This is a genomic window from Ruegeria sp. AI3 (assembly GCF_056541245.1).
The window spans coordinates 661,542-684,240 of record NZ_JBQFYA010000001.1; the positions used below are offsets into that span (position 1 = coordinate 661,542).

The 22,699-nt window shown below is 57.9% G+C and carries 28 protein-coding genes; 13 read left to right on the forward strand and 15 right to left on the reverse strand.

Annotation, left to right across the window (positions count from 1 at the left end; translation table 11 throughout):
* Positions 1-83: 83 nt before the first annotated feature.
* Positions 84-1,886, reverse strand: a complete 1,803-nt coding sequence (locus ACRZ95_RS03265; RefSeq protein ID WP_170676553.1) for a class I poly(R)-hydroxyalkanoic acid synthase — start codon at positions 1,884-1,886, stop codon at positions 84-86.
* A gap of 111 nt (positions 1,887-1,997) precedes the next feature.
* Here ACRZ95_RS03265 and phaZ point away from each other — a divergent pair, with 111 nt between their 5' ends.
* Both phaZ and ACRZ95_RS03275 read left to right on the forward strand, forming a co-directional pair.
* Positions 1,998-3,269 (forward strand): polyhydroxyalkanoate depolymerase, encoded by a 1,272-nt coding sequence (gene phaZ, locus ACRZ95_RS03270; protein ID WP_170374116.1) that lies wholly within the window; start codon positions 1,998-2,000, stop codon positions 3,267-3,269.
* 5 nt (positions 3,270-3,274) lie between these two features.
* Positions 3,275-3,853, forward strand: coding sequence for a DUF6151 family protein (locus ACRZ95_RS03275; RefSeq protein WP_170676555.1), 579 nt, complete (start codon positions 3,275-3,277; stop codon positions 3,851-3,853).
* On the opposite strand, the gene ACRZ95_RS03280 is transcribed toward ACRZ95_RS03275, so the two are convergent.
* The 4 genes from ACRZ95_RS03280 to ACRZ95_RS03295 form a co-directional block, all read right to left on the reverse strand.
* Positions 3,850-4,560, reverse strand: a complete 711-nt coding sequence (locus tag ACRZ95_RS03280) for an alpha/beta fold hydrolase (protein ID WP_170640898.1) — start codon at positions 4,558-4,560, stop codon at positions 3,850-3,852. The two genes, ACRZ95_RS03275 and ACRZ95_RS03280, sit on opposite strands and share 4 nt — an antisense overlap.
* 82 nt (positions 4,561-4,642) lie before the next feature.
* A complete protein-coding gene (locus ACRZ95_RS03285; protein WP_170641379.1) occupies positions 4,643-5,257 on the reverse strand; it encodes a hypothetical protein in 615 nt (204 codons plus the stop codon).
* 40 nt (positions 5,258-5,297) lie between these two features.
* On the reverse strand, positions 5,298-6,293 hold the full coding sequence (locus ACRZ95_RS03290) for an alpha/beta hydrolase (RefSeq protein ID WP_480523201.1): 996 nt from the start codon (positions 6,291-6,293) through the stop codon (positions 5,298-5,300).
* Positions 6,290-7,039, reverse strand: coding sequence for an alpha/beta fold hydrolase (locus ACRZ95_RS03295; RefSeq protein WP_170676557.1), 750 nt, complete (start codon positions 7,037-7,039; stop codon positions 6,290-6,292). Before ACRZ95_RS03295 ends, ACRZ95_RS03290 begins: the two co-directional genes overlap by 4 nt.
* Before the next feature lie 215 nt (positions 7,040-7,254).
* Here ACRZ95_RS03295 and thrS point away from each other — a divergent pair, with 215 nt between their 5' ends.
* The 5 genes from thrS to ACRZ95_RS03320 all read left to right on the forward strand — a co-directional run bounded on the left by thrS (position 7,255) and on the right by ACRZ95_RS03320 (position 11,941).
* Entirely contained in the window at positions 7,255-9,213 is a 1,959-nt protein-coding gene (thrS, locus tag ACRZ95_RS03300; protein ID WP_170676559.1) for a threonine--tRNA ligase, read from the forward strand.
* Positions 9,214-9,434: 221 nt separating this feature from the next.
* Positions 9,435-9,737 (forward strand): BufA1 family periplasmic bufferin-type metallophore, encoded by a 303-nt coding sequence (locus ACRZ95_RS03305; protein WP_170374122.1) that lies wholly within the window; start codon positions 9,435-9,437, stop codon positions 9,735-9,737.
* A gap of 73 nt (positions 9,738-9,810) precedes the next feature.
* Positions 9,811-10,668: an MNIO family bufferin maturase gene (gene bufB, locus ACRZ95_RS03310; protein WP_170676561.1), complete on the forward strand. Its 858-nt coding sequence runs from the start codon at positions 9,811-9,813 to the stop codon at positions 10,666-10,668.
* On the forward strand, positions 10,665-11,426 hold the full coding sequence (locus ACRZ95_RS03315; protein WP_170660229.1) for an HvfC/BufC N-terminal domain-containing protein: 762 nt from the start codon (positions 10,665-10,667) through the stop codon (positions 11,424-11,426). Before bufB ends, ACRZ95_RS03315 begins: the two co-directional genes overlap by 4 nt.
* The gene (locus ACRZ95_RS03320) at positions 11,423-11,941 is read left to right on the forward strand and encodes a DoxX family protein (RefSeq protein ID WP_170459064.1); all 519 of its coding nucleotides are present in this window, start codon (positions 11,423-11,425) and stop codon (positions 11,939-11,941) included. The genes ACRZ95_RS03315 and ACRZ95_RS03320 overlap by 4 nt, the downstream gene beginning before the upstream one ends.
* 1 nt (position 11,942) lies before the next feature.
* On the opposite strand, the gene ACRZ95_RS03325 is transcribed toward ACRZ95_RS03320, so the two are convergent.
* Both ACRZ95_RS03325 and ACRZ95_RS03330 read right to left on the reverse strand, forming a co-directional pair.
* Positions 11,943-12,311 (reverse strand): hypothetical protein, encoded by a 369-nt coding sequence (locus ACRZ95_RS03325; RefSeq protein ID WP_170660230.1) that lies wholly within the window; start codon positions 12,309-12,311, stop codon positions 11,943-11,945.
* A 41-nt stretch (positions 12,312-12,352) separates the two neighbouring features.
* Complete coding sequence (locus tag ACRZ95_RS03330; RefSeq protein ID WP_170660231.1) at positions 12,353-12,670, reverse strand: ArsC/Spx/MgsR family protein; 318 nt, start codon at positions 12,668-12,670, stop codon at positions 12,353-12,355.
* 213 nt (positions 12,671-12,883) lie between these two features.
* Between ACRZ95_RS03330 and ACRZ95_RS03335 the strand changes: the two genes are divergently transcribed.
* Entirely contained in the window at positions 12,884-13,090 is a 207-nt protein-coding gene (locus ACRZ95_RS03335) for a cold-shock protein (RefSeq protein WP_008758035.1), read from the forward strand.
* Positions 13,091-13,177: 87 nt separating this feature from the next.
* Here the strand turns inward: ACRZ95_RS03335 and ACRZ95_RS03340 are convergent, their stop codons facing one another.
* Together ACRZ95_RS03340 and thyX are read right to left on the reverse strand one after the other, a co-directional pair.
* Positions 13,178-13,480, reverse strand: coding sequence for a hypothetical protein (locus ACRZ95_RS03340; protein ID WP_170488721.1), 303 nt, complete (start codon positions 13,478-13,480; stop codon positions 13,178-13,180).
* Between the two features lie 58 nt (positions 13,481-13,538).
* Positions 13,539-14,450, reverse strand: coding sequence for an FAD-dependent thymidylate synthase (gene thyX, locus ACRZ95_RS03345; protein WP_170676563.1), 912 nt, complete (start codon positions 14,448-14,450; stop codon positions 13,539-13,541).
* 177 nt (positions 14,451-14,627) lie between these two features.
* Here thyX and ACRZ95_RS03350 point away from each other — a divergent pair, with 177 nt between their 5' ends.
* The 3 genes from ACRZ95_RS03350 to ACRZ95_RS03360 are packed head-to-tail and all read left to right on the forward strand — an operon-like array spanning position 14,628 to position 16,467.
* On the forward strand, positions 14,628-15,056 hold the full coding sequence (locus tag ACRZ95_RS03350) for a VOC family protein (protein WP_170374130.1): 429 nt from the start codon (positions 14,628-14,630) through the stop codon (positions 15,054-15,056).
* Complete coding sequence (locus ACRZ95_RS03355; RefSeq protein ID WP_170676565.1) at positions 15,023-15,757, forward strand: DUF1194 domain-containing protein; 735 nt, start codon at positions 15,023-15,025, stop codon at positions 15,755-15,757. Before ACRZ95_RS03350 ends, ACRZ95_RS03355 begins: the two co-directional genes overlap by 34 nt.
* Positions 15,754-16,467: a DUF1194 domain-containing protein gene (locus ACRZ95_RS03360; RefSeq protein ID WP_170676567.1), complete on the forward strand. Its 714-nt coding sequence runs from the start codon at positions 15,754-15,756 to the stop codon at positions 16,465-16,467. Before ACRZ95_RS03355 ends, ACRZ95_RS03360 begins: the two co-directional genes overlap by 4 nt.
* Here the strand turns inward: ACRZ95_RS03360 and ACRZ95_RS03365 are convergent.
* The 3 genes from ACRZ95_RS03365 to ACRZ95_RS03375 all read right to left on the reverse strand — a co-directional run bounded on the left by ACRZ95_RS03365 (position 16,461) and on the right by ACRZ95_RS03375 (position 17,684).
* On the reverse strand, positions 16,461-16,958 hold the full coding sequence (locus tag ACRZ95_RS03365) for a winged helix DNA-binding protein (protein ID WP_170676569.1): 498 nt from the start codon (positions 16,956-16,958) through the stop codon (positions 16,461-16,463). The genes ACRZ95_RS03360 and ACRZ95_RS03365 overlap by 7 nt on opposite strands.
* Before the next feature lie 77 nt (positions 16,959-17,035).
* Positions 17,036-17,293, reverse strand: coding sequence for a succinate dehydrogenase assembly factor 2 (locus ACRZ95_RS03370; protein WP_170676571.1), 258 nt, complete (start codon positions 17,291-17,293; stop codon positions 17,036-17,038).
* Positions 17,286-17,684: a helix-turn-helix transcriptional regulator gene (locus tag ACRZ95_RS03375; protein ID WP_170374367.1), complete on the reverse strand. Its 399-nt coding sequence runs from the start codon at positions 17,682-17,684 to the stop codon at positions 17,286-17,288. Before ACRZ95_RS03375 ends, ACRZ95_RS03370 begins: the two co-directional genes overlap by 8 nt.
* A gap of 92 nt (positions 17,685-17,776) precedes the next feature.
* Between ACRZ95_RS03375 and ACRZ95_RS03380 the strand changes: the two genes are divergently transcribed.
* Positions 17,777-18,979, forward strand: a complete 1,203-nt coding sequence (locus tag ACRZ95_RS03380) for a pyridoxal phosphate-dependent aminotransferase (protein WP_170676573.1) — start codon at positions 17,777-17,779, stop codon at positions 18,977-18,979.
* Between the two features lie 13 nt (positions 18,980-18,992).
* Positions 18,993-19,394 (forward strand): hypothetical protein, encoded by a 402-nt coding sequence (locus tag ACRZ95_RS03385; RefSeq protein ID WP_170676575.1) that lies wholly within the window; start codon positions 18,993-18,995, stop codon positions 19,392-19,394.
* A gap of 3 nt (positions 19,395-19,397) precedes the next feature.
* Here ACRZ95_RS03385 and ACRZ95_RS03390 read toward each other — a convergent pair whose 3' ends face one another.
* The 3 genes from ACRZ95_RS03390 to ACRZ95_RS03400 all read right to left on the reverse strand — a co-directional run bounded on the left by ACRZ95_RS03390 (position 19,398) and on the right by ACRZ95_RS03400 (position 22,562).
* Positions 19,398-20,762, reverse strand: a complete 1,365-nt coding sequence (locus tag ACRZ95_RS03390; protein WP_170676714.1) for an MATE family efflux transporter — start codon at positions 20,760-20,762, stop codon at positions 19,398-19,400.
* A gap of 137 nt (positions 20,763-20,899) precedes the next feature.
* On the reverse strand, positions 20,900-21,829 hold the full coding sequence (gene ppk2 / locus ACRZ95_RS03395; RefSeq protein WP_170676577.1) for a polyphosphate kinase 2: 930 nt from the start codon (positions 21,827-21,829) through the stop codon (positions 20,900-20,902).
* 124 nt (positions 21,830-21,953) lie between these two features.
* Positions 21,954-22,562: a peroxidase-related enzyme gene (locus ACRZ95_RS03400; protein WP_170676579.1), complete on the reverse strand. Its 609-nt coding sequence runs from the start codon at positions 22,560-22,562 to the stop codon at positions 21,954-21,956.
* Positions 22,563-22,699: the final 137 nt, after the last annotated feature.

Sequence of the window (22,699 nt, forward strand, 5' to 3'; positions counted from 1 at the left end):
TGATTTCTGCATCGCAGCATTTCAAGTTTTTTCTTGCTGCAATGCAGAAAAAATCAAGTTTCATTTTGAAATCAGCGATTTGCTCAACGATTTGCCTTGAGCAAAACATAGCTGCCAGGCGCTGGACACAGGCTCGGATGCTCCGAATCACCCGTTTCGCGCGCCGGGATCTGCTTGCCAGACCGTTTCTTCAGCCAAGCGCCCCACATCGGCCACCAGGATCCTTCGTGAAAGTCAGCGTCTTTTAACCAGGCCTCGGCATCCAATTTCAGATCAGGGTTGGTGTAGTGGCCGTATTTCTTCTTGCTGGGCGGGTTCACAATTCCGGCGATATGGCCGGACTCTGATACGACAAAAGTCTTGGACTTGGACCCCATCTGCTGAACACCGCGATAGCAGTCTTTCCAGCGGGCGATATGGTCCGTCTCGCAGGTGATAGCCATCAGGGGGACGTCCACATCCCTGACACGCAGCTTGTGGCCCAGCATCTCGAAGCCGTCGCCCACGAATTCGTTGTGCTGGCACAGGCCGCGCAGATACTGCACCGCCATCTTCCCCGGCAGGTTCGAGCCGTCGCCATTCCAATACAGCAGGTCAAAAGCCGGAGGGGTCTCTCCCATCATATAGCTGCGGATTGCAGGCGTGTAGATCAGGTCGCGCGAACGCAGGAAGGACATCGTACGCCCAAGAATCCACGCGCGTAGAAGGCCATCTTTGGCGACCTGATCCTCGATCCCATCCACAAAGTCGTTTTGCAAAAACGGCGTGAATTCTCCTTGATCGCCAAAATCGGTCAGAGCCGTAAAGAAGGTCGCCGACTTGACCGATTTGTCCCCGCGCTGTTTGAGCAGTGACAGGGTCAGGCTGAGCGTGGTGCCCGCAATGCAATACCCGACGGCGTTGACCTGTTTTACTTTGCAGATCTTCTTGACCGTCTCGATCGCAGTCAGGAACCCGTCCTGAATATAGTCCTCCATCCCCACATCAGCGTAGGTGGAGTCGGGATTAATCCAGCTAACGACAAACAGGGTGTATCCCTGCTCGGTCACCCATTTGATCAGGCTGTTCTGGGTTTTGAGGTCAAGAATGTAGAATTTGTTGATCCACGGCGGGAACAGAACGATGGGCGTTTCGTGCACCGTCTCGGTTGCTGGTTTGTATTGGATCAGCTCCATCATGCGGTTGCGATAAACAACATCGCCGGGGCTGGTCGCAATATTGACCCCAACCTCGAATGCACTGTCATCCGCAAGCTTGACCACAAGCTCACCATCATTGGCCTCTAGGTCCGAGACGAGGTTCTCAAGCCCTTGGATCAGGGATTGCCCCTCGGTTTCGACAGCTTTCTCCAAGGCATCGGGGTTGGTTGCCAGAAAATTGGTGGGGGCCATCAGGTCAATGATCTGCTGCGAGAAATACTGAAGGCGCTGCTTGTCCTTCTCTTCAAGGTCCTCAACCGACGACACCGCCTGCGCGATCGCTTCGGCATTGGTCTGGTACTGCTGGCGGATCAAGCGAAAATAGGGGTTGGTGTCCCAAAGCGGGTTGGAAAAGCGTTTATCCTTGGGTTTGGGTTCGTCTTCATCGACTTCACCTGTGGTCAGGGCCTGCTGAGCCTCGGCAAAGTTCAAAACGGACTTGCCCCAGTATTCGATCTGCTGCTCCAGCAGTTTGGCAGGATTCTGCAAGGCGTCGGCCCAATAGGCCGTTGCCGCACGTGCATAAAGCTCTTGATTCGGGCCGTCCAATGCCGGGACATGAGACTTTTTCGAAGCCATGACTTCGATCAGGCGCTTGGAGAGAGCCTCAACCTTCTCCATATTTTCTTTAATGCGTTCAATATGTTCTTCGGTAACTTGGCCCGTATTGTCTTCACTTGTTGTCATTTTAACAATTCACCCCTACTCTCGCTGCTATGCAGAATAACGTCGCGGACGTTGGTCGACAAAGCGACGAATGGTCCGAACTCTTAGGTTGATACTCCGGAGGATCCTTCGATGCGCTACATGATGACCTACGATCTGATGGAAACCATGCGCAATACGAACCAATGGCTTGGTTCGACGGCAAATGCGATGGCCTCCTACCCGCTGTTTTCGATGGTTCCCAACCCGGCGTTCAGCTGGATGGCCGCTTGGGGTGAAGTGACCGAGCGCACCTTTCAACGCATGGTCGCGAAGCCCGATTGGGGCATCCGGACGTTCACGTGTGAAGATGGCAAAGATCATCTGGTCGAAGTCACCTCGGTTCTGGAGCGTCCCTTTGGGGACCTTCTCCATTTCAAGGTAAACGGGCGCGAAACGCAACCTCGCAAGGTGCTTTTGGTGGCTCCAATGTCCGGTCACTACGCCACATTGCTGCGCTCGACCGTCAAAAGCCTGCTGGTCAATTGCGAAGTTTACATCACCGATTGGCATAACGCGCGCGATATCCCCGTGTCCGCCGGAAAGTTCGATGTCGAGGATTACACCCTCTACCTTGTCGATTTTATGAAGGAACTTGGTCCGGACACCCATGTGGTCGCTGTGTGCCAACCTGCGCCACTGACACTGGCCGCGACCGCCTATCTGGCCGAGGTCGAACCAAAGGCCCAGCCCAGCACCCTGACCCTGATTGGTGGCCCGGTCGATCCCGACGCCACCCCGACTGACGTGACCGACTTTGGCCGTCGCGTGACGATGGGCCAGTTGGAAGAGACCATGATCCAGCGCGTTGGTTTCAAATACAAAGGCGTGGGTCGAATGGTTTATCCCGGCCTGTTGCAGCTGGCTTCGTTCATGTCGATGAATGCCGAACGCCACTCCACAGCCTTCACGGATCAGATTCAGCGTGTGATGCGGGGGGAGGCCTCGGACCATGACGCCCATAATCGCTTCTACGATGAATACCTCGCTGTCATGGATATGCCGGCCGAATTTTATCTCTCCACGGTCGAACGCATTTTCAAAAACCGCGAGATTGGGCGGAACGAATTTGTCGTCGCCGGGCACAAGGTGGATATGGGCAAGATCACCGATGTGGCCGTGAAAACCGTGGAAGGCGCGAATGACGATATCTCGGCCCCCGGACAGTGTATCGCCGCGCTTGATCTGTGTACCGGTCTGCCGGACAGCAAGAAAGCCAGCCATGTTGAACCCGGTGCGGGGCATTACGGCATCTTCGCTGGCCGCAGCTGGCGCGACAATATCCGCCCGCTGGTCATCGACTTCATGAACGAGAACAGCCGCAAACCGCGTCGTCGGGCGGCCAACAGCAACAAAGTCGCGTAAGGGCTTTGGCGTCAGAGGCTGACCTCACCTTTTCTTGCGCCTGCAGGAAACTGACAGGCCGCATCACATCTGATGGTGCGCGTCTGGGTACCCATGCCGAATGTTTTTGCCACGACTGCCGTGCGGCCCAGCTTTACTTCGGCCAACCCGACCCGGCCCCCGGCCCGGTTGAGGTGTTTCAAATCGCCCCCGACGAGGCCACGATTGACAGCGGCGCCGAACATTTGGCGGCGATGTCACTAAGCCCGAAGGGTATGCTGCGATGGTATGCCAAATGCTGCAACTCATCCTTGGCTACGACACCACGCACCGCCAGATTTCCCTTTGTGGGGTTCATCGCATTGCGCATCGCCGATCGCGCACGACTTGGCCCGATCTCGACTCGTGGATTTGTGCCTCGGCCCAACGGCAAGCAAAAGCACGAAAATCTGGCTCCGGCGGCAATTGGGTTGCTTAGGCGCGTGATCAAATCAAGACTATCCGGCGGGTGGAAAAACACGCCGTTCTTTGATCCTGAGAGTTTTGAACCCGCCGTGACACCGACAGTGATCAGCAAAGAGGAACGCGCAGCGCTCTACCCTTAGGCCATGCGCAAGGGTTCATCCAGCCATGCTTGCATCAGGTCGATCACCTGCCCGGGCGCTTCCAGCGTTGGCAGATATCCAGCCGCGTCGATTATGTGCATCACTGCATTTGGGATCATGTCCGCCATGAAGGCATGCTTGCGCTCGGGCGTCAGCCGGTCATGTTTTCCACACAGGATCAGGCTGGGCGCTTTGATCCGGCGCAGCGTGCCCTGCTGATCCGCGCGCCTCTGTAGCGCACGCATCTGGGTAACAAACACCTCTGGGCCCAAGTCCAGTGCCATCGCCAGTAGGTCATTCAACACAGGGATGCGCTGCGTTCCCGGCGCCAGAGTGTCCGACCCCACAACCTGCCGCATCACCTCCTCAAGCCGACCAGCCTGCGCGCCGATGATCAGATCCTCCCGCGCGGCCGCGATCTGCGGTGTGTCGGCCTGCGCATCGGTTGAGATCAGGCACAGGCGCGACACCCGATCCGGGGCGCGACGGACAAGCTCCAACGCCACCACGCCTCCCAGCCCGTGCCCGGCCAGCGCGAACCGATGAGGCAGCTGATCCAGCAAATCCGAGGCGATCTCTTCGATCCGTTCCCCCCGGCTGATCGCCGAGACGACCACGGCGCCGCGGCGTGAAAAGGCATCAATTTGGGGATGAAACAGCCGGGCATCACACATCAAACCCGGCAACAACACCAGCGGCTCAATCAAGTGGGGCCTCCTTTTGCTCGGTTATCCGAGTCGTTCCTTCTCATCAGGATGGAAGGTTTGGATCAGCCCAGCAAGTGAATCTTTATGGATAGGCGATTCCTCGGAATGGCGGGAAGTCAGCATAGCGTTTCTGACGGGCTGAAAGCGTTTCGCCCGGCTCGGCCCCCGGTCGTAAAAGGCAACCTTTGGGTGCGATATAGCTGTCGATCCGGCGTTGAGGCTTTGGACGCCACACCAGATTGAATGCGCAGAGTTTCGGGAAAAACCAGATCTCGGAGTAGTCAAGATGATCATGCATCCACCAGCCCAAATCACGCCAGTCCCGCCCCTGCGCGTAGCGATCCGCAAACCAGGGGATCACGATAGATGCCCCAGCGACCCGCGCCTTGCCCTGCCCCCAATCCCAGATATGACACTCCAGCGGATTGTCGTTGCGCGCACAGTTAAGGCGGTTTTCGTTGCCAAAGGCATTCAAGGACGGCGACCGATAGCCCGAGCGCACCGCGACCCGGCCAAAGGTCTCCTCCAGCGGGTCCAGCAAAGTTTGGCAAAAGGCGCTGCCGGTTTCGATGGCCAGATCCGGGTTCTCAGGCAGGTTCTGTTTTTGATGGAAATTCCCGATCTCGGAGTACAGGAAATCGCGCATGAAGAAATGCCGGGACAGACGCACACGACCCAGCGTCTCAAGGCTCCACATGCTGCCCGGCTTGCGCATCTCTATGCTCTTGAAGGAGGGGTCATTCGATCCCCTGCGTTTTCAACCACGCCAATATCCCATTCACCGTCGGCTCTGTCTGGTCCGGAGACATCAGGCGACCGGCAATCACATGCGACATCGGATCATCTTCAGGCCCCATCGTGACAAGCTCAACCGTTGCTGGCGCACCCCAGGCCTCGGCCACCTTGTGGGTCTTGTCCGGGCGCACGACCTGATCATCATCCGAGAACCAGAACAGCGCTGGCACCAAAGCTTGCGAGAAATCAAGACCGTAGACCGTTTCGACCAGAACTGTCATCGGCACCACAGCCTCCCACGGATAAACGGCCGTCCAGTACTTGTTCTTTTCTGGATCTGGCCCGGATACATCTCGTTCCGGCCCCATCAACAATGGCAACCAATCCCGCGCCCACGGCAGACCGGGTATGAACGCCCCTGTCGAATTCACTCCGAAATTCGGCGACACAAACACCATTGCCGCGACATCTTCGCTGAGTGCCGGGTTCAAAGCCGCCGCCGCCGCCAGCGTGCCGCCGGTCGATGTCGAAATGACCACGACCTTTTCCCCAACGGCCTTGGCCGCCGCCAGCCCCTCGGCCATGTCCTGCATCCAGCCAGAGGCGGTCGCATCGCCCATCGCGGCCCCACTGCGCCCATGTCCTTGCAAGCGTGCATATACCAGATTGGCCCCCAGAGCGTCAGCGACCATATCAGGCACGGGACGGATCTCTTCTGAACTGGCCGAGAAGCCATGGACATACAGCACCGAATAGGGCGTCCGCCGCTCTTTGAACCCGTCCTGCCAGATCACACGCTTTTCGACACCGGGGACGATATCGTCAAAGGCGGATTCCGTGCTTTCAAAATAGACCTGAACGCCTTCGCCAAACTTGCGGGGGTCGAAATCCGGGTTCAGGTTCACTTCTTCCCTCGGCCCAAACCAATAAATCAGGCCTCCGACAACGATCAGAACCAGCAAAACCCGGCCAAGAGCCCACCCAAACCAGCGCATCATTCATTCCCCAAAACGTCGAGAACGGCTTTTTCGATCAAGCCAAGGCATGGCCCGTCCGAGAACCGATGATCCGCATCCTTGACCAGCAACAATCGCATATCCGGTCCGGTCGCGTGCTCTAGCAGGCGAACGGCTGTTTCAGTCGACACCGCCGTATCAGCCGTCCCCTGCAAAAAACGAACGGGAAACGGCAGATCCAACGCGTTCCGCAGAACCAGGCGTTGCCGACCATCCTCGATCATACGTTTGGTGATGATGTAAGGCTCCATATAATCCGAGGGCAATTCTACATGCCCAACCTCCTCCAGCGCTACCTTCTGCGCATCTGAAAAGGACGCCCAATAGCCGTCCTCGGTAAAATCCGGGGCTGCCGCGATGGTCACCATGCCCACAATTCGCTCCGGCAACGCCTTTGCCAGCAGCAGCGCCTGCCAACCACCCATCGAGGACCCCACGACCACCAAAGGCCCCTCAGTCAAGGCACCCACCGCGGCCAGCGTATCTTCGTGCCAATCGCCAATGCAGCCATCAGTGAACACCTCAGAGCTTTCGCCATGCCCGGAATAGTCAAACCGCAAGAACGCCTGCCCCCGCGCCTGCGCCCAAGCCTCAAGATGAACGGCCTTGGTCCCCTCCATATCCGATTTCAAACCGCCCAGAAAAACAAGGGTCGGCCCGGCCCCTTCACTCTTGTGATAAGCCAACCGCCGCCCCTGCGCCGTTTCCAAAAAATCTGTTGCTGCCATGAAGTCCTCTTTGCTTTCCTGACATCATGCACGCCCCCCGCCTAAGTGCAATTCCGTGATCCCCCTTCATCTGGCCAAAAATACCTCGGGGAGCGCGAGGGGCTGGCCCCTCGCTCCCGCTCTTGACACAATCCCCACCACCTGCCAAAGCAGCCAGACGCAAATAACCCGCAACCGGGCGTTCAGTGGGCGCCGAACCGACGAGGAGAGCCGACATGGCCCTGGATTCAAAATCCGTCTCTCTTACCTTTCCCGATGGCAATGCACGTTCCTATGACGCAGGCGTAACGCCCGCGCAGGTGGCTGCCGACATCTCAACCTCGCTGGCGAAAAAAGCCATCTCGGCCACAGTGAACGGTCAGCACTGGGACCTGCAATGGCCCATCGATGCAGATGCCCAAATCGCCATCCACACCATGAAGGATGAAGCGCAGGCCAATGAGCTGATCCGCCACGATCTGGCGCATGTGATGGCCCGCGCCGTGCAGGAAATCTGGCCCGCCACCAAAGTCACCATTGGCCCCGTTATCGAAAACGGTTGGTACTATGACTTTGACCGCGAAGAGCCATTCACGCCCGAAGATCTCGGCCTCATCGAGAAAAAGATGAAAGAGATCATCAACAAGCGCGACCCCGTCACCACCGAGGTCTGGGATCGCGACCGCGCGATCGAATTCTACAAGGCCAACAATGAGCCCTATAAGGTCGAGCTGATCGAAGCCATTCCGGGTGATGAGCCGCTGCGGATGTACTGGCACGGGCACTGGCAGGACCTTTGCCGCGGCCCGCACCTGCAGCACACCGGTCAACTACCGGGCGATGCCTTCAAACTGATGTCCATCGCCGGTGCCTATTGGCGTGGCGACAGCGACCGCGCGATGTTGCAGCGCATCTATGGCGTAGCGTTCACCGGCAAGGAAAAGCTCAAAGCGCACCTGAACATGCTGGAGGAGGCCGCAAAGCGCGACCACCGCAAGCTGGGCCGCGAGATGAACCTGTATCACATGCAGGAAGAGGCTCCGGGTCAGGTGTTCTGGCATCCCAACGGCTGGAAAATCTACACCACCCTGCAGGACTACATGCGCCGGATGCAGGACCGTGACGGCTATGTTGAGGTCAACACACCGCAAGTCGTTGACCGCAAACTGTGGGAAGCCTCGGGCCACTGGGACAAATACCAAGAGAACATGTTCATCGTCGAAGTTGACGAAGAGCATGCCCGCGAAAAGGCGATCAACGCGCTCAAGCCGATGAACTGCCCGTGCCACGTGCAGGTGTTCAATCAGGGCCTGAAATCCTATCGCGACCTGCCGCTGCGCATGGCCGAGTTTGGCTCCTGCGCGCGCTATGAGCCCTCGGGCGCGTTGCACGGGATCATGCGGGTGCGCGGCTTCACTCAGGACGACGGTCACATCTTCTGCGCCGAGGATCAGATCGAGTCCGAGACCGCAAAATTCATCGCCTTCCTGTCGAAGGTCTATGCCGACCTTGGCTTCCACGACTGGACCATCAAACTGTCCACCCGTCCGGAAAAGCGGATCGGCAGCGATGAAAGCTGGGATTTTGTCGAGAAAGCCTTGGGCGATGCCTGCAAGGCCGCTGGCTATGACTATGAGGTTCTCGAAGGCGAAGGCGCGTTCTACGGTCCGAAGCTGGAGTTCACTTTGACAGATGCCATCGGCCGCAACTGGCAATGTGGCACGCTGCAGGTCGACCCCAACTTGCCGGAGCGACTGGACGCGAACTTTATCGGCGCGGACGGGTCCAAGCATCGCCCCTACATGTTGCACCGGGCTTGTCTTGGGTCGTTCGAACGGTTCATCGGCATTCTGATCGAAGAACACGCGGGCAAGTTGCCGTTCTGGCTGGCGCCGCGGCAGGTCGTTGTGGCCTCGATCACGTCGGATGCGGATGACTATGTCGCCGAAGTTGTTGAAACGCTCCGCGCCGCTGGCGTCCGGGCCGAGGCGGATATCCGCAACGAAAAGATCAACTACAAGGTCCGCGAGCACTCAGTCGGTAAGGTTCCGGTCATCCTGGCGGTGGGTCACCGCGAGGTGGATGATCGCACTGTAAGTGTCCGCCGACTGGGCGAAAAACAAACGCAGGTTCAATCTCTTGAGACTGTAACAAATGAGCTGTCCAAGGCAGCCACCCCACCGGACCTGCTGTAACATAAGTCAGTTTCTGACCCCTCATCCGGCCCTGAAATCGGGGCCGGATTGAAACATTTTCCATTTTTCAATTCAAAAACAATTTGTTAACCTGCAAGAGGGCATGACAATGCCTGACGCGCTTGTGAGACACGGCCTCGTGAATTTAACTGTGGCTCACTAGTCGTTACCTTTGTCATTGTCACAAGCAGACATACGCAGTCATCAAAAGGATTACCGAGATGTCGAACACAGCCAAATCCCTGGTTATCGCAACAGCAGTCGCAGCCGCCGTTTCGGGCGCAGCAACCACCGCCTCCGCACAAGCGAAAGAGAAATGCTATGGCGTTTCGCTGGCCGGTCAGAACGATTGCGCCGCAGGCCCCGGCACCACATGCGCGGGCACCTCGACCGTTGACTATCAGGGCAACGCCTGGACTCTGGTTGATGCAGGCACCTGCGCCGATATCGAACTGCCCGCACAGGCAGACGGCACCCCGCGCAAAGGTTCGCTGGAAGAACTGAACCGCGACCTGCCGGCATAATATCTGCCACACAAGATCCAAGGGGCGGGCCAAGTCGCCCGCCCCTTTTCACGTGATCATAGGGAACTGACACATGCTGGACGACGCATTCAGGTCGAACCGCCTGCCCGCAGCGCCGGGTGTTGGGTATAAACCGCAGCACTTTGCACAGATCCTTGAACACGCGCAGCCCGTCGCATGGCTGGAAATCCATGCTGAGAATTACATGGGCGACGGCGGCCGCCCACTGGCGCAACTGCGCCATCTATCAGAACAATTCCCAATCTCGGTCCACGGTGTTGGCCTGTCCATCGGCGGCGAAGGCCCGCTGGATGCAGACCATCTGGCGCGATTGAAACATCTGGTCGGCTGGCTGAACCCGGCCAGCTTCTCCGAGCATCTGGCTTGGTCGACTCATGACAGCCACTTCCTGAACGACCTTCTGCCCCTGCCCTATACCGATGCCACTTTGACCCGCATCTGCGATCATATCGACCAGGTACAAGAGGTGGTTGGACGGCAAATGCTGCTCGAAAACCCCTCGAGCTATCTGGCGTTTGAGGAAAGCAACTGGTCCGAGCCTGACTTCCTGCGCGAAGTTTCGAACCGAACCGGATGCGGGCTGTTGCTGGACGTGAATAACGTCTTTGTCTCGGCCACCAATCTGGACTTCTCGCCCCAGGGCTATATCGATGCCTACCCGCTTGAAAAGGTTGGTGAGATTCACCTCGGCGGTCACGATGAAGACGAAGACGACCACGGTAAACCTCTGCTGATCGACAGCCACGGGCGCGAGGTCGTTGATCCGGTCTGGGCGCTTTTGGACTATGTTCTGGATCGGTCGGGGCCGAAGCCTCTCTTGGTCGAGTGGGACACGGATGTTCCTGACTGGCCGGTCCTGCGGGACGAGGCCGTGCGCGCCCAGGCGGCTCTGGAGCGGATCCCGGCATGAGCGTGTCGCAAACCCAGTTCCGCGCCGCGCTTCTGGACGCCACTACCCCGGTCCCGGAGGGTTTGCTGGATTCTGAAAACCAACCCGCCGGTCGGCGGTTCAGCGTCTATCGCAACAATGTCGCTGTCTCACTGACCGAGGCCATGCAGCAGGCCTTTCCCGTGATCACCAAGCTGCTTGGACCACAGAACATGGATGGCCTTTCGGGCATTTTCCTACGCCAGCACCCGCCTACATCCCCGTTGATGATGTTTTATGGTGAGGAGTTTCCCGCCTTTGTCGCCGGAATGCCTCAGCTGTCCCATCTGGGCTACCTTGCCGATATGGCGCGGCTGGAACTTGCCCTGCGCCACTCCTACCACGCGGCAGACAGCACGCCCGCACCCGCCGATGCGCTGGCCGTTCCCCCGGAAGACGTGATGCGCGCACGGCTGAGTTTTGCCCCGGCGATGCGGGTGATCCAGTCGGATTGGCCGATCCACGCGATCTGGCGCTACAATTCGGAAGCGGACGCCCCTAAACCGGCCGCTCAAGCCGAGGATGTTCTGGTCACCCGCCCGGAATATGATCCAGCCCCACATCTGCTGCCCAAAGGCGGAGCAGACTGGATCGCACATATGCAAGCGGGCGACACCATCGGCAGCGCGTTCGAAAAAACCGCTGCCGACACGCCCGATTTTGATCTTGGAACCACTCTGGCACTGCTTTTGCAAGGCGGTGCAATAACCTCTGTGACTATCGAAAGGCTGGAGTCATGACTGCGCTCATCTCAATCCACAACTCCGTTTTGGGAAAGGTGGACCATGCGTCCGGTTGGCTGACGCCTACCCTCGCCCGGCTCGTGTTTATTGCTGTATTGCTCGTCTACTACTGGAACTCGGCGATGCTGAAGATTGATGGGTCGATCTTCTCGCCATCCAGTGGTGCGTTTGGGCAAATCTTTCCGAAAGCCGCCGAAGCCGTGCTTTGGGACGTCACGCAAATGACGTTCTTCCAGCGGATCGTGATCTTCCTTGGCACCGTGGCCGAGTTCGTCCTGCCCGCGCTGCTGCTGGTTGGTCTGTTCACGCGTCTGGCGGCGGTCGCAATGATCGGGTTTGTCTGGGTGCAGACCATTGTCGACGTGACCGGCCATGGCGTGAAACTGGGCAGCCTGTTCAATGCCGCGCCTGACCTTGTGGATCAGCGCACCATGTGGACCTTCCTGTTTCTGGTTATGGTCATCAATGGCGCAGGCCCGCTGTCGTTGGACCGCATCCTGCGCCTGAAATAACTCAGAAATGAGCCTTGGGTTCGTCCGGTTTTCCCGCGGCGAGCCCGAGCACCCCGGCTACCGCGGCAAAGGCAATCGGGAACATGGTGAAGACGCCGAAACCGAACGCATAGTACATCCCAGCAGCCGAGGCCAATAGCAAGATCCCCGCAATCAACGCCCGCGCATGGGCCATGGCCCCACCCGCGATCGCCAACAAAGGCGCAACGATCGAGGCCGCTTGAATCAGGTCAGGGTTATCCACCTGCTCGGCAATCCCTTCGATATCGCCAAAATGCTTGATGGCTTCGACATAGCCATATCCGAAAAAACCGACAATCATACCGATCAAACCGGCGATGACGCCCAAAATCATGGCAGCGTTTCGCATGTATCTTCCTTTACAGTTCGTATCAGCAGATAGGTACGCGGCTACGCAACACCAAGAGAGGCCCGTGTTTCAGCGGTCCACCCCAGAAACAACTCTCCGTCCTTTTCGATCAGAGGGCGCTTCATCAGCGTCGGATGATCGGCCAGCAACTCCAGCGGCGGCCGTGCGCGCTCGGCTTCGTCCAATCCGCGCCACGTGGTTGACCGGGTATTGAGCAAAGCCTCGCCGAACGTGGCAAAAGCTTGCGAAAGGGTCTCAGCCGGAACTCCGTCCGCCCTTACATCCACGAGAGTCGCTTCTGGTAGCGATTTCAGCGCCTTACGGCACGTATCGCAGTTTTTCAAACCATAAAGGCGCATTTTTGAGCTGCTCCTGCATTTGTAACTTTTTTATGCAAACTGGTTGGTTTCCAGCGGTAATTCTTGATTTTTTACTTCACCGTGCAATGTTGAAAAAGACGAAACGTGCATTTCGGACTGTATCTGACCCAGAAATCAGCCCGATACGCCATGACGTCGACACAGCCCCCACCAATTTGTGGGACAATGCGCAAGTAGAAGGAGACACGGGACATGCCAACCGGCACCGTGAAATGGTTTAACACTACCAAAGGCTATGGGTTTATTGCCCCTGATGAGGGGGGCAAAGATGTGTTTGTTCATATCTCGGCCGTAGAACGATCCGGCCTCACCGGACTCGCAGACAATCAGAAAGTCTCGTACGAGTTGCAGGACGGGCGTGACGGCCGCCAGATGGCAGCTGATTTGAAGCCGTTGTAACCTCCACCCCGCCAGATGTGGGGTGTTTCCAATCAAGGCTGACGGCCAATTTCAGGCCGTCAGCCAAATATTCCCTAGAAATCGGCGTTACCCACGTGTCGATTTTTCGTTGGTGCGGGCATGCCAGTCTTCGCCCATAGCCACGATGCAGGACGTTCCTGTCGCGTAAGTAACGACCATGGTCCAGTCGCCACGGTCGCTGCTCCAGACCTCCATGATCTGCTCGGGCCCGCGCATGCCGGTTGCCACGCGTTCGGCGCCGAATTGGCGTGTCAGTTTCTCTTGCAGCCTAGGAGTCGCTTCACACAGTATTTCGGCTATAGGTGATTTTGCCTGCGCAGGTGACGCCAGCACAAGACACAGTGGGATCAGGCGAAACAAATAAGTCATGAAGCCAATGTAACAGCTTCACGACAAAACGTATATACAAAAGATATGCTTCTGAGGCTCAATCCTTGCGGATTACATCCTCGAACTCACGCCATTCTCGCGCCGTCATGCCCGAGTTCTCCTGGGTCACAGTCTCACCTGCCAACATCCGGCGCAGGCTGTCGACCATTTGGGACGAGAGGTTAACGGCACCCAGCCGATAATCCTCGAACGCCCTATAGGCGAAAGGCACCCAATCGGCGACGATCTTGCACATCATATCGGCATAGACCCGGATCTCGTATTGGGCATGCGGGTCAGCGCGCAGACGCAGGAAGTGGAACAGATTGTGCAGGTCCACCTTCCAATACCACTGCGTATAGATGTTTGCGGGCAGATTCATCCGCGCCAGTTCGCGCGCCAAACCTTGTTGCCCGTCCTGATTGATCATCGCCTCATAATTGTCATAGCAGCGGGCGCTGTCGGCCTTTAGGATTTCCAGCACGCGCGCGGCCTCTTCCCCTTCCAAGGCGGACCCTCGACCCTGGTTGTTGACCTCGGACTGCGCGGCCACGTGGTCAGGGGCGGGAATATAGAACTCACGGTCGAGAATCGAATAGCGCGCCGAGTATTCGTTCACATTGGCGGTCCGGTGGCGAATCCACTGGCGCGCGACGAAAACCGGCAGCTTTACATGCAGCTTGATCTCGCACATCTCAAACGGCGTCGAATGCCAGTGACGCATCAGATAGCGGATCAGGCCCTCATCATTTTGCACGGATTTGGTGCCCTTGCCGTAGGACACGCGCGCCGCCTGACAAATGGCTGCATCGTCGCCCATATAGTCGATGACCCGGACAAAACCGTGGTCCAACACCTGATGGGCCGTGTACAGATGGTCTTCCATGCCCGGTGCAACAACGCGGCGAGTTGGATGCGATTGCGCGCGCTGCGCTTCGATCTCGGCCAGTTGGTCGGCAGACAGAGGCATGAAATTATCCTTTCCAAGAATGAGTCGATGCCCACTATATATCGTCAACTCCACCACTGGAACCGCGATATCTGCCGTAAACGGCGCGAAGTTCGAAATCGTGTTCGCCGCCCCTCTCGACACCTCGCGCAACCGCGCTAAGCTGCGCACCAAGCGAAGAAAAGGAGGAAGGCCAAGATGGGGCTGAGATATTTGCACACCATGGTCCGCGTGAAGGATCTTGAGAAATCAATGGCGTTCTATGAGCTGCTAGGCCTGAAGGAAACGCGCCGCCACGAAAGTGAACAAGGCCGGTTCACGCTGATCTTCATGGCCCCTCCCGGGCAGGAGGATCGCCCGCTCGAGCTGACCTATAACTGGGACGGTGACGATGCGCTGCCGAGTGACAGCCGCCATTTCGGTCATCTCGCCTATGGTGTCGACAACATCTACGAGACCTGCCAGCACCTGCAGGACAATGGCGTCGTGATCAACCGCCCGCCTCGCGACGGTCGGATGGCGTTCATTCGGTCGCCCGACAACATCTCGGTCGAGCTGCTGCAGAACGGTGACGCACTCGAGCCCGCCGAGCCATGGAGCAGCATGGAGAGTACCGGGCACTGGTGATCCGCACTCTGACAGCACTGGGGTTGGCCGCGTTGGCCAGCCCCGCGCAGGCCGAGGGCTGCCGCTTGGCCCTTTTGCTGGCGCTGGATATCTCGGTCTCAGTAGATCAGGCCGAGGATGCGCTGCAACGTCAGGGCCTTGCCGCCGCGATGCTCGCGCCCGAGGTTCAGGCCGCTTTTTTCTCGTCTCCCGCTCCTGTTGCGCTGGCCGTTTATGAATGGAGCGGCCGATCCACGCAGCACGTTGTCTTGCCTTGGAAGATGATAGAAAACGAAGGCGACCTGCTGGCAGCCGCAACCCGGATCAGCCAGTCCGAGCGTTCAGATTCCGGGTCTGCCACCGCGATGGGGCATGCGTTGGCTTACGGAGCCACCATGCTAAAGGATGGTCCGAACTGTCTGTTTCGGACCATTGATCTCTCCGGAGATGGGGCGAACAATGACGGCTATGGCCCTAAAATCGCTTACAAACATTTTCCCTTCGACGCCGTTACGGTGAACGGGTTGGTGATCAATGCCGCCGATTTCGAGGGCGAGTTGTTTCTGGTTCCATTCTTCCAGGAAAACGTTCTGCACGGACCGGGTGCTTTTCTTGAAATCGCGCAGGGGTTTGAAGACTTTGAGCGTGCCATGCGCCGCAAGCTGGAACGAGAATTGAGCGGCTTGCAACTCGGTTCTCTGCAAGAAACAGGTCATAGATGACCCGGTTGCTCACGATTGTTTGTTGCCTTCTGGCAGGATCCGTTTCCGCGCAATGTCGCCAAGCTCTGGCGCTTGGGTTGGATGTGTCCGGCTCTGTCGACGTTCACGAGTACAGGTTGCAGATCGACGGCTTGGCCGCCGCGCTGCGGCGCCCTGAAATCCGCAAGATCATATTGGCAAATCCCGCATTTCCCGTTCGCCTTGCGGTGTTCGAATGGAGCGAACCCGGCCATCAGCGCGTGCTTGTAAAATGGACCGAAATCCGCACCGAATCTGATCTAGGCAGGATCGCGGCGAGACTGGGAGACGTGACCCGCAGCGCCGCGCCGCAAGGCACAGCCGTGGGCGATGCGATGCTGTTTGGCGCGGACCTCTTGAATCAACAACCGGACTGTTGGAAGCGCACTTTGGATTTGTCCGGAGATGGGAAACATAATCTCGGCCTCCATCCACGCGCCGCCAAAGCGTTGCTGCAGGATACGGGCATCACCATCAACGGTTTGGTGATCGGTGTCGACGACTCCAACTACGGCGACCAACGGGATGTCCAGATTGGAGAGCTGTCAGCTTATTACAACGCCTGGGTCATCCTTGGCCCCGATGCGTTTGTCGAGGTCGCACTGGGTTTTGAGGCCTACAAGGACGCCATGACCCGCAAACTGATCCGAGAGCTGCAGGGGATCATCCTATCCCAAGCCTCTGATCAATAGATATAGCGGATCTGGTCCGTCCAATAGCGTTCGACCCGACGCAGCGAGGTGGTGATATCTTCAATCCCTTCCGACCCCAGAACGCCGCGGTTCTGTAACCCTTCGGCATGGCGCAGAAACAGCTCGGACACGATATCGCGAATCTCGCGCCCCTGTGGCGTCAGACGAACGCGGACCGAGCGCCGGTCAATCTCGCAGCGTTGGTGGTGCATATACCCCATCTCGACCAGTTTCTTGAGGTTGTAGCTGACATTGCTGCCCTGATAGTAGCCGCGGCTTTTCAATTCGCCAGCGGTCACCTCATGATCGCCGATGTTGAACAGCAAAAGCGCCTGAACCGCGTTGATTTCCAGCACGCCCACCCGTTCGAACTCATCCTTGATGACATCCAGCAACAGACGATGCAGACGCTCGACCAACGCAAGCGCCTCAAGATAGCTGGTCATGAAACCTTTGGCCCCCGACGCAGAGACCTGCATTTCCACACTCATCCGACCCTCCGATTCAGCCGTGTCGTTTCAGACACGATGACCTGAATTTCCGAAAAATCGGTTAAGTCTGATTTTCTTTATTTTTGAAACGTTTGCGCGATATCCAAGATCAGTTCAGCAAAAGGATCAGGCGTATTCACCTGCCCTGTGACCCATTGATACAGGTCCTGATCGTTTTCCTTCAGAAGTGCGTCATACAAATCCAGCCTGGCCGCATCCATCGTGTTCAGGTTGCGTTCGGCATAAGCCGACAGGATCAGGTCCATCTCTTTGATCCCACGCCGCATGGATCGCATCTGCAGACGTTTGATCCGAACCTCGCGTGTTTCAGTCATTCTTGTCCTGCTCCAGCATCAAACGCAGTTTCTTTTCCAAACGGGCGGCCCGCTCCGCGCTGGCACGCATCTCGCCACGAATGGCACGCAATTCGGCAACCGCGCCCGCCAGTTCCAGACTGGCTTCGCCCTCTTCTACCGGGGCCTCCATGCCTTCGCCTTCCCCGGTCAGCAGCCACATGATCGAGACGTTGATCATGCCCGCCATCATCGACAAGCGATTGGCGCGCGGTTCGGACAGGTCGTTCTCCCAGGCCGCGATCGTCGCCTTCTTGACCCCCAGACGGCGTGCCAATTGTGCCTGCGTCATCCCCGCCGCTTCGCGCGCCCCGGCTAGTCTGTCTCCGAACGTTGCAGCATCCGGTCCGTACCAGTCGGTTTCGTCGTTCATCGGGGTCTCCAATTCTGGTGTCTCATACAGCTTGATCGTCAATCGGGCGCACCCTATGACAGACAGGTTGAACATACAAACCGAGGCCGCTCATGAGTTTCCTGTCTGCGACATTGTCACGCGTAAAACCCTCTCCGACCGTTGCGATGACCGCAAAAGCAGCCGAGTTGAAAGCCGCCGGGCGCGATATCATCGCCCTCAGCGCGGGTGAGCCGGATTTCGATACGCCGCAAAACATCAAGGATGCAGCCGTTGCGGCCATTGCTGCGGGCAAGACGAAATATACAGCGCCCGATGGCATTGCCGAGCTGAAACAGGCGGCTTGCGCCAAGATGAAACGCGATCATGGGCTGGACTACACACCCGCGCAGATCTCGGTTGGAACAGGCGGTAAGCAGACGCTATATAACGCGTTGATGGCGACGATGAATGAAGGTGATGAGGTTCTTATCCCTGCGCCTTATTGGGTCAGCTATCCCGATATGGTCCTGCTGGCGGGCGGAACGCCTGTTGTGGTCGAGACCACTTTGGAAAACAGCTTCAAATTGACGCCCGAGCAGCTTGAAGCCGCGATCACACCCAAGACCAAATGGTTCATCTTCAACTCGCCCTCGAATCCCACAGGCGCGGGCTATAGCAGGGACGATTTGAAAGCGCTGACCGACGTTCTGATGCGCCACCCGCATGTCTGGATCATGTCGGACGATATGTATGAACACCTTGCCTATGACGGGTTCGAGTTCTGCACGCCGGCCGAGGTTGAGCCTGGCCTCTATGATCGCACGCTGACCTGCAATGGCGTCTCCAAGGCTTATGCGATGACCGGCTGGCGGATCGGCTATGCCGCCGGTCCGGTCGAGATCATTGCCGCTATGCGCAAGATCCAGTCCCAGTCTACGTCGAACCCTTGCTCGGTCAGCCAATGGGCAGCGGTAGAGGCGTTGAACGGCACGCAGGACTTTCTGGCCCCCAACAATGAGACATTCAAACGCCGCCGCGATCTGGTCGTCGGCATGTTGAACGCCAACGAGGGAATCACCTGCCCGACGCCTGAAGGCGCGTTTTATGTCTACCCCTCCATCGCGGGGCTGATTGGCAAGACCACGCCGCTAGGCACGGTGATCGACTCGGATGAAGCCTTTGCTACCGCCCTATTAGAAGAACATGACGTTGCCGTCGTCTTCGGTGCAGCCTTTGGCCTGTCGCCGAACTTCCGAGTGAGCTACGCAACCTCGGATGAGGCCTTGACCGAAGCCTGCACGCGTATCCAGCGTTTCTGTGCCTCTTTGACCTAAGCCGGAGCCACGCATGACCGCAGAGCTGCCAGAGTATTATTTCCGTGTCCGAGAAAACGGGGCCGTGGTGTTCAGGATCGACACCGAGAATCGGCAGCAGCGGATCGAGATGGATCAGATCGCGGTCATCAATATCCGCAACGGAGAGGTCAAGCCACATGGTCAACGCAGCCTGACCGAGGCCGACAAGGCCGAGATCGCCCGATGGATGGATGCGCGCAAGGCCCTGCTGGCCCAGCGCGATATTGACGATATTCACCGGGCCGTCGACTACCTGAACCTGACCACGCAATGGGCGCAGTCCAAAGCCTCGGAGGAACAGCTTGAAGAGGTAACCGGCCGGCTGTTGATGGCGATGCACGATTTGCGCTCGGTTCTGGTGCGCAAGAAAGCGGATCGGCTGAAAGGCGGCTGAGGGTTACTCGGCCGGTACGCCCACCTCGCGGACAGATCGCATCCAGAACCGCGCCATCAGCAAGACCGCCGCAAAGGCCAGCCCGAGCACAAGGCCCATCCAGACGCCAATTCCGTCCATGCCCTGCACGAAGCCGAAATAGTAGGAGGCCGGGATTCCGATCACCCAATAGCTGAGGGCTGCCATGATCATCGGCACTTGTGCATCCTGCAAACCGCGCAGCAGGCCCAGCGCGATAACCTGCGCACCATCGACCAGCTGAAACAGGGCTGCCATGGCCAAAAGGCCGGTGCCAATCGCCAAAATCTCGCCGCGCTGTGCGTTGTCGGCCTCCATAAATAGCGAGATCAGAGGCTCGGCACAGGTTAGGAACAGTATGATCGTCAGCACGGACACGACCAGAGACATCCCCGTCACCGCAATCGCGCCACGCTCCAGATGCGCGCGGTCGCGGCGGCCCAGCGCGTTGCCCGCGCGAATGGTCGCCGCGTTTGACAGGCCCAGATGCACCATGAAGGTGGCCGAAGCGAGGTTGAGGGCAATCCCATGCGCCGCCAGCGGCACCTGCCCCAGCCACCCCATCATAATCGCTGAGGTCGCAAACAGTGTGACTTCGGCAAGTGTGGTCAGGCCAATCGGAACGCCCAGCCGCAAAACCCTGCCAAACATGTCCCAATCCGGACGCCAGAAGCGTTGAAACAGACTGTGTTCCGGCAGCACCCGAACCGCATAGATGACAACCGCAACCAGAGATACGATCTGAGTCACCACGGACGCAATTGCTGCCCCCATGACCCCAAGCTCGGGCGCGCCCCAATTGCCGAAGATCAATGCATAATTCGTGACGCCATTCACGACCGCAGCGATCACGGTGATCCATAGCACGATCTGAGTACGCTCCAACGCGGCCAGATAGGACTTCAGCACCATCACCAGCAGCGCAGGAAACAACCCCCATCCTGCAACGCGAAGATATTCCGAGGCGGTCTGCGCCACCTGCGGCTCCTGTTTCAGGGCAATCAGGATGGGATAGGACCACCATAGCAGTGGCATCATCAGTGCGGCATAGAGCAGTGACAGCCACAAGCCCATGCGGGTCGAGCGGCGGATGCTGGTCTCATCCTCTTCCGCGGCGGCCGTCGCTACCATGGGCATAACGGCCCAGCCAAATCCGGCCCCAAATAGGAACAACACAAAGTAGTAGCTGCTTGCCAGTGTCACTGCGGCCAGGGCCTCAACCCCGTACCAGCCGAGCATCACTGTATCGGTTAGGCCGATTGCGAACTGCGCCAAATGCCCGCCAACCAGCGGTAGGCCAAGCACAGCAATCGCCCGGAAATGGGCGGGATATGTCATCACTTTCGTCATCTCGCCAGCCATAGGCCCGCGCCCTGCCCAAAATCAAGGCAGAAAAGAAAAACTCAGTGTGAGACTTTAGATGGAAGCCCGCCGAAAGAAGAAGCCGTTGCAGGTTGGCACTAAACGGCTTCTTTCCACTTTGCGTTTTAGTTGGATTTGGCGTCCGGGTGCAGCGCCGTTCCGAGAATATGATCCGAGCGGTGAATCACATGATGCGCCTGACCGACGATCAGCGGATCAGGCTGATCAACTACGGAGACGTCTTTGTCCGGATAATCCAGCGTCGACAGGAAATGGCGCATGCAGTTCAGGCGCGCGCGTTTCTTGTCGTTGGATTTGACGACGGTCCATGGCGCATCGGCGGTGTCGGTGTAGAAGAACATCGCCTCTTTCGCCTCAGTGTAGTCGTCCCACTTGTCCAAGCTGGCCTTGTCGATGGGCGACAGCTTCCACTGTTTCAGTGGGTCGGTCTCGCGGCTCTTGAAGCGGCGCTGCTGTTCTTCCTGTGTTACCGAGAACCAGTATTTGTAGAGATTGATGCCCGAGCGTACCAGCATCCGTTCCAAATCCGGGGTTTGACGCATGAATTCCAGATACTCGTTGGGATCGCAAAAGCCCATCACCCGCTCAACGCCGGCACGGTTGTACCAGGAGCGGTCGTAGAACACCATTTCGCCAACGGTGGGCAGCTCCTGAATGTAGCGCTGGTAATACCACTGGCCTTTCTCCTCCCACGTCGGCTTGTTGAGCGCGACGACACGCGCCTGACGCGGGTTGAGATGTTCCATGAAGCGCTTGATGGTACCGCCCTTGCCCGCAGCGTCGCGACCCTCGAACAACAAAACGAAACGCTGGCCCGTATCCTGAGCCCAATGCTGAACCTTCAGCAATTCGGCCTGCAACTTGGCTTTCTGCGTCTCGTAGTGCTTGCGTGCCATCTTGCGACCATAGGGGTACTTCCCGCTTTCGAACGCGTGCCGAATCTTCTCGGCGCTGGGCACGGCCGGTTCGGGTGCAGGTGTCGGCACTACCTTGATGTTAACGGCTCCGGGTTTCTTCTGGGCGGTCGTTTCCATTCAGCTGTCCTCTTGTTGTTCTTGTCTTGAGAACGAGCTAGCAAAAAGCGCAAGATCCCGCGTTGATTGGGATCAAATTGGGACGAATTTCGACGAAAAAACTGGGGCTTCCGAGATGACCAACCTAGCGGTGCCCCCAATCATCGGGATTATCCGAGTTGCTAGGCGACAGCCCCAGCACGTCCCCCTTAGTCGAACAGCCCAAGCCTAGAACCGTTCGGTTGGCGTAGTTGAAATATGCGCAGACCTGATTGATCTCGAGGATTTCTCCGTCGTCCCACCCGGCGTCGCGCAGGGCTGTGACATCGGCCTCGACCATGGCGCCGGGCGCCTCGGTCAACTTACGCGCATGGTGCATCGCTGCGATCTGCGCCGCGTTCAAAGGCGCGGCCTCCGGGTCGCCCGCCTCAATCGCCGCGCGGATCGCATCACCCCTTGGAGGATCGGCCAGAAGCCGTTGCAGACCGTTGAAGTGATGCTCGACGCAATAGGAACAGGTGTTCAACGCACTGACCCAAACACCGAGCGTCTCCAGAAACCATTTGGGGATCGTGTTGGCCGAATGATGCAGCACGTTTTTGTACAGCGTCATGTGGCCTTCCATCGAATGCGGGCGCAGGGAATGCGCCATCATGATGTTGTCCACATTATTGTCGGGCCCAGTCACCCGGTCATACAACTTTTTTAGCTTACCGGTCGCTTCCTGAAATGGCACGGTTTTGATCCAGCTCATTGAAACGAGGCCCCTTTTTCTTTGAACATTTTAGGTCACACACAGCTTGGCTACATTTGAGGCGAACAATCAATCGGTATTGAAAACAGATGCCAAAAGGATTGAACTCCGTCCAGACACCTCATCCTAGACGCGGT

Excerpts from the sequence above, each read along its gene's own strand:
- ACRZ95_RS03265 (WP_170676553.1), bottom strand. The coding sequence starts at position 1,886 with ATGACAACAAGTGAAGACAATACGGGCCAAGTTACCGAAGAACATATT.
- phaZ (WP_170374116.1), top strand. The coding sequence starts at position 1,998 with ATGCGCTACATGATGACCTACGATCTGATGGAAACCATGCGCAATACG.
- ACRZ95_RS03285 (WP_170641379.1), bottom strand. The coding sequence starts at position 5,257 with ATGTGGAGCCTTGAGACGCTGGGTCGTGTGCGTCTGTCCCGGCATTTC.
- ACRZ95_RS03290 (WP_480523201.1), bottom strand. The coding sequence starts at position 6,293 with ATGATGCGCTGGTTTGGGTGGGCTCTTGGCCGGGTTTTGCTGGTTCTG.
- ACRZ95_RS03295 (WP_170676557.1), bottom strand. The coding sequence starts at position 7,039 with ATGGCAGCAACAGATTTTTTGGAAACGGCGCAGGGGCGGCGGTTGGCT.
- thrS (WP_170676559.1), top strand. The coding sequence starts at position 7,255 with ATGGCCCTGGATTCAAAATCCGTCTCTCTTACCTTTCCCGATGGCAAT.
- ACRZ95_RS03305 (WP_170374122.1), top strand. The coding sequence starts at position 9,435 with ATGTCGAACACAGCCAAATCCCTGGTTATCGCAACAGCAGTCGCAGCC.
- bufB (WP_170676561.1), top strand. The coding sequence starts at position 9,811 with ATGCTGGACGACGCATTCAGGTCGAACCGCCTGCCCGCAGCGCCGGGT.
- ACRZ95_RS03315 (WP_170660229.1), top strand. The coding sequence starts at position 10,665 with ATGAGCGTGTCGCAAACCCAGTTCCGCGCCGCGCTTCTGGACGCCACT.
- ACRZ95_RS03320 (WP_170459064.1), top strand. The coding sequence starts at position 11,423 with ATGACTGCGCTCATCTCAATCCACAACTCCGTTTTGGGAAAGGTGGAC.
- ACRZ95_RS03325 (WP_170660230.1), bottom strand. The coding sequence starts at position 12,311 with ATGCGAAACGCTGCCATGATTTTGGGCGTCATCGCCGGTTTGATCGGT.
- ACRZ95_RS03330 (WP_170660231.1), bottom strand. The coding sequence starts at position 12,670 with ATGCGCCTTTATGGTTTGAAAAACTGCGATACGTGCCGTAAGGCGCTG.
- ACRZ95_RS03335 (WP_008758035.1), top strand. The coding sequence starts at position 12,884 with ATGCCAACCGGCACCGTGAAATGGTTTAACACTACCAAAGGCTATGGG.
- ACRZ95_RS03340 (WP_170488721.1), bottom strand. The coding sequence starts at position 13,480 with ATGACTTATTTGTTTCGCCTGATCCCACTGTGTCTTGTGCTGGCGTCA.
- thyX (WP_170676563.1), bottom strand. The coding sequence starts at position 14,450 with ATGCCTCTGTCTGCCGACCAACTGGCCGAGATCGAAGCGCAGCGCGCG.
- ACRZ95_RS03350 (WP_170374130.1), top strand. The coding sequence starts at position 14,628 with ATGGGGCTGAGATATTTGCACACCATGGTCCGCGTGAAGGATCTTGAG.
- ACRZ95_RS03355 (WP_170676565.1), top strand. The coding sequence starts at position 15,023 with ATGGAGCAGCATGGAGAGTACCGGGCACTGGTGATCCGCACTCTGACA.
- ACRZ95_RS03360 (WP_170676567.1), top strand. The coding sequence starts at position 15,754 with ATGACCCGGTTGCTCACGATTGTTTGTTGCCTTCTGGCAGGATCCGTT.
- ACRZ95_RS03365 (WP_170676569.1), bottom strand. The coding sequence starts at position 16,958 with ATGAGTGTGGAAATGCAGGTCTCTGCGTCGGGGGCCAAAGGTTTCATG.
- ACRZ95_RS03370 (WP_170676571.1), bottom strand. The coding sequence starts at position 17,293 with ATGACTGAAACACGCGAGGTTCGGATCAAACGTCTGCAGATGCGATCC.
- ACRZ95_RS03375 (WP_170374367.1), bottom strand. The coding sequence starts at position 17,684 with ATGAACGACGAAACCGACTGGTACGGACCGGATGCTGCAACGTTCGGA.
- ACRZ95_RS03380 (WP_170676573.1), top strand. The coding sequence starts at position 17,777 with ATGAGTTTCCTGTCTGCGACATTGTCACGCGTAAAACCCTCTCCGACC.
- ACRZ95_RS03385 (WP_170676575.1), top strand. The coding sequence starts at position 18,993 with ATGACCGCAGAGCTGCCAGAGTATTATTTCCGTGTCCGAGAAAACGGG.
- ACRZ95_RS03390 (WP_170676714.1), bottom strand. The coding sequence starts at position 20,762 with ATGACGAAAGTGATGACATATCCCGCCCATTTCCGGGCGATTGCTGTG.
- ppk2 (WP_170676577.1), bottom strand. The coding sequence starts at position 21,829 with ATGGAAACGACCGCCCAGAAGAAACCCGGAGCCGTTAACATCAAGGTA.
- ACRZ95_RS03400 (WP_170676579.1), bottom strand. The coding sequence starts at position 22,562 with ATGAGCTGGATCAAAACCGTGCCATTTCAGGAAGCGACCGGTAAGCTA.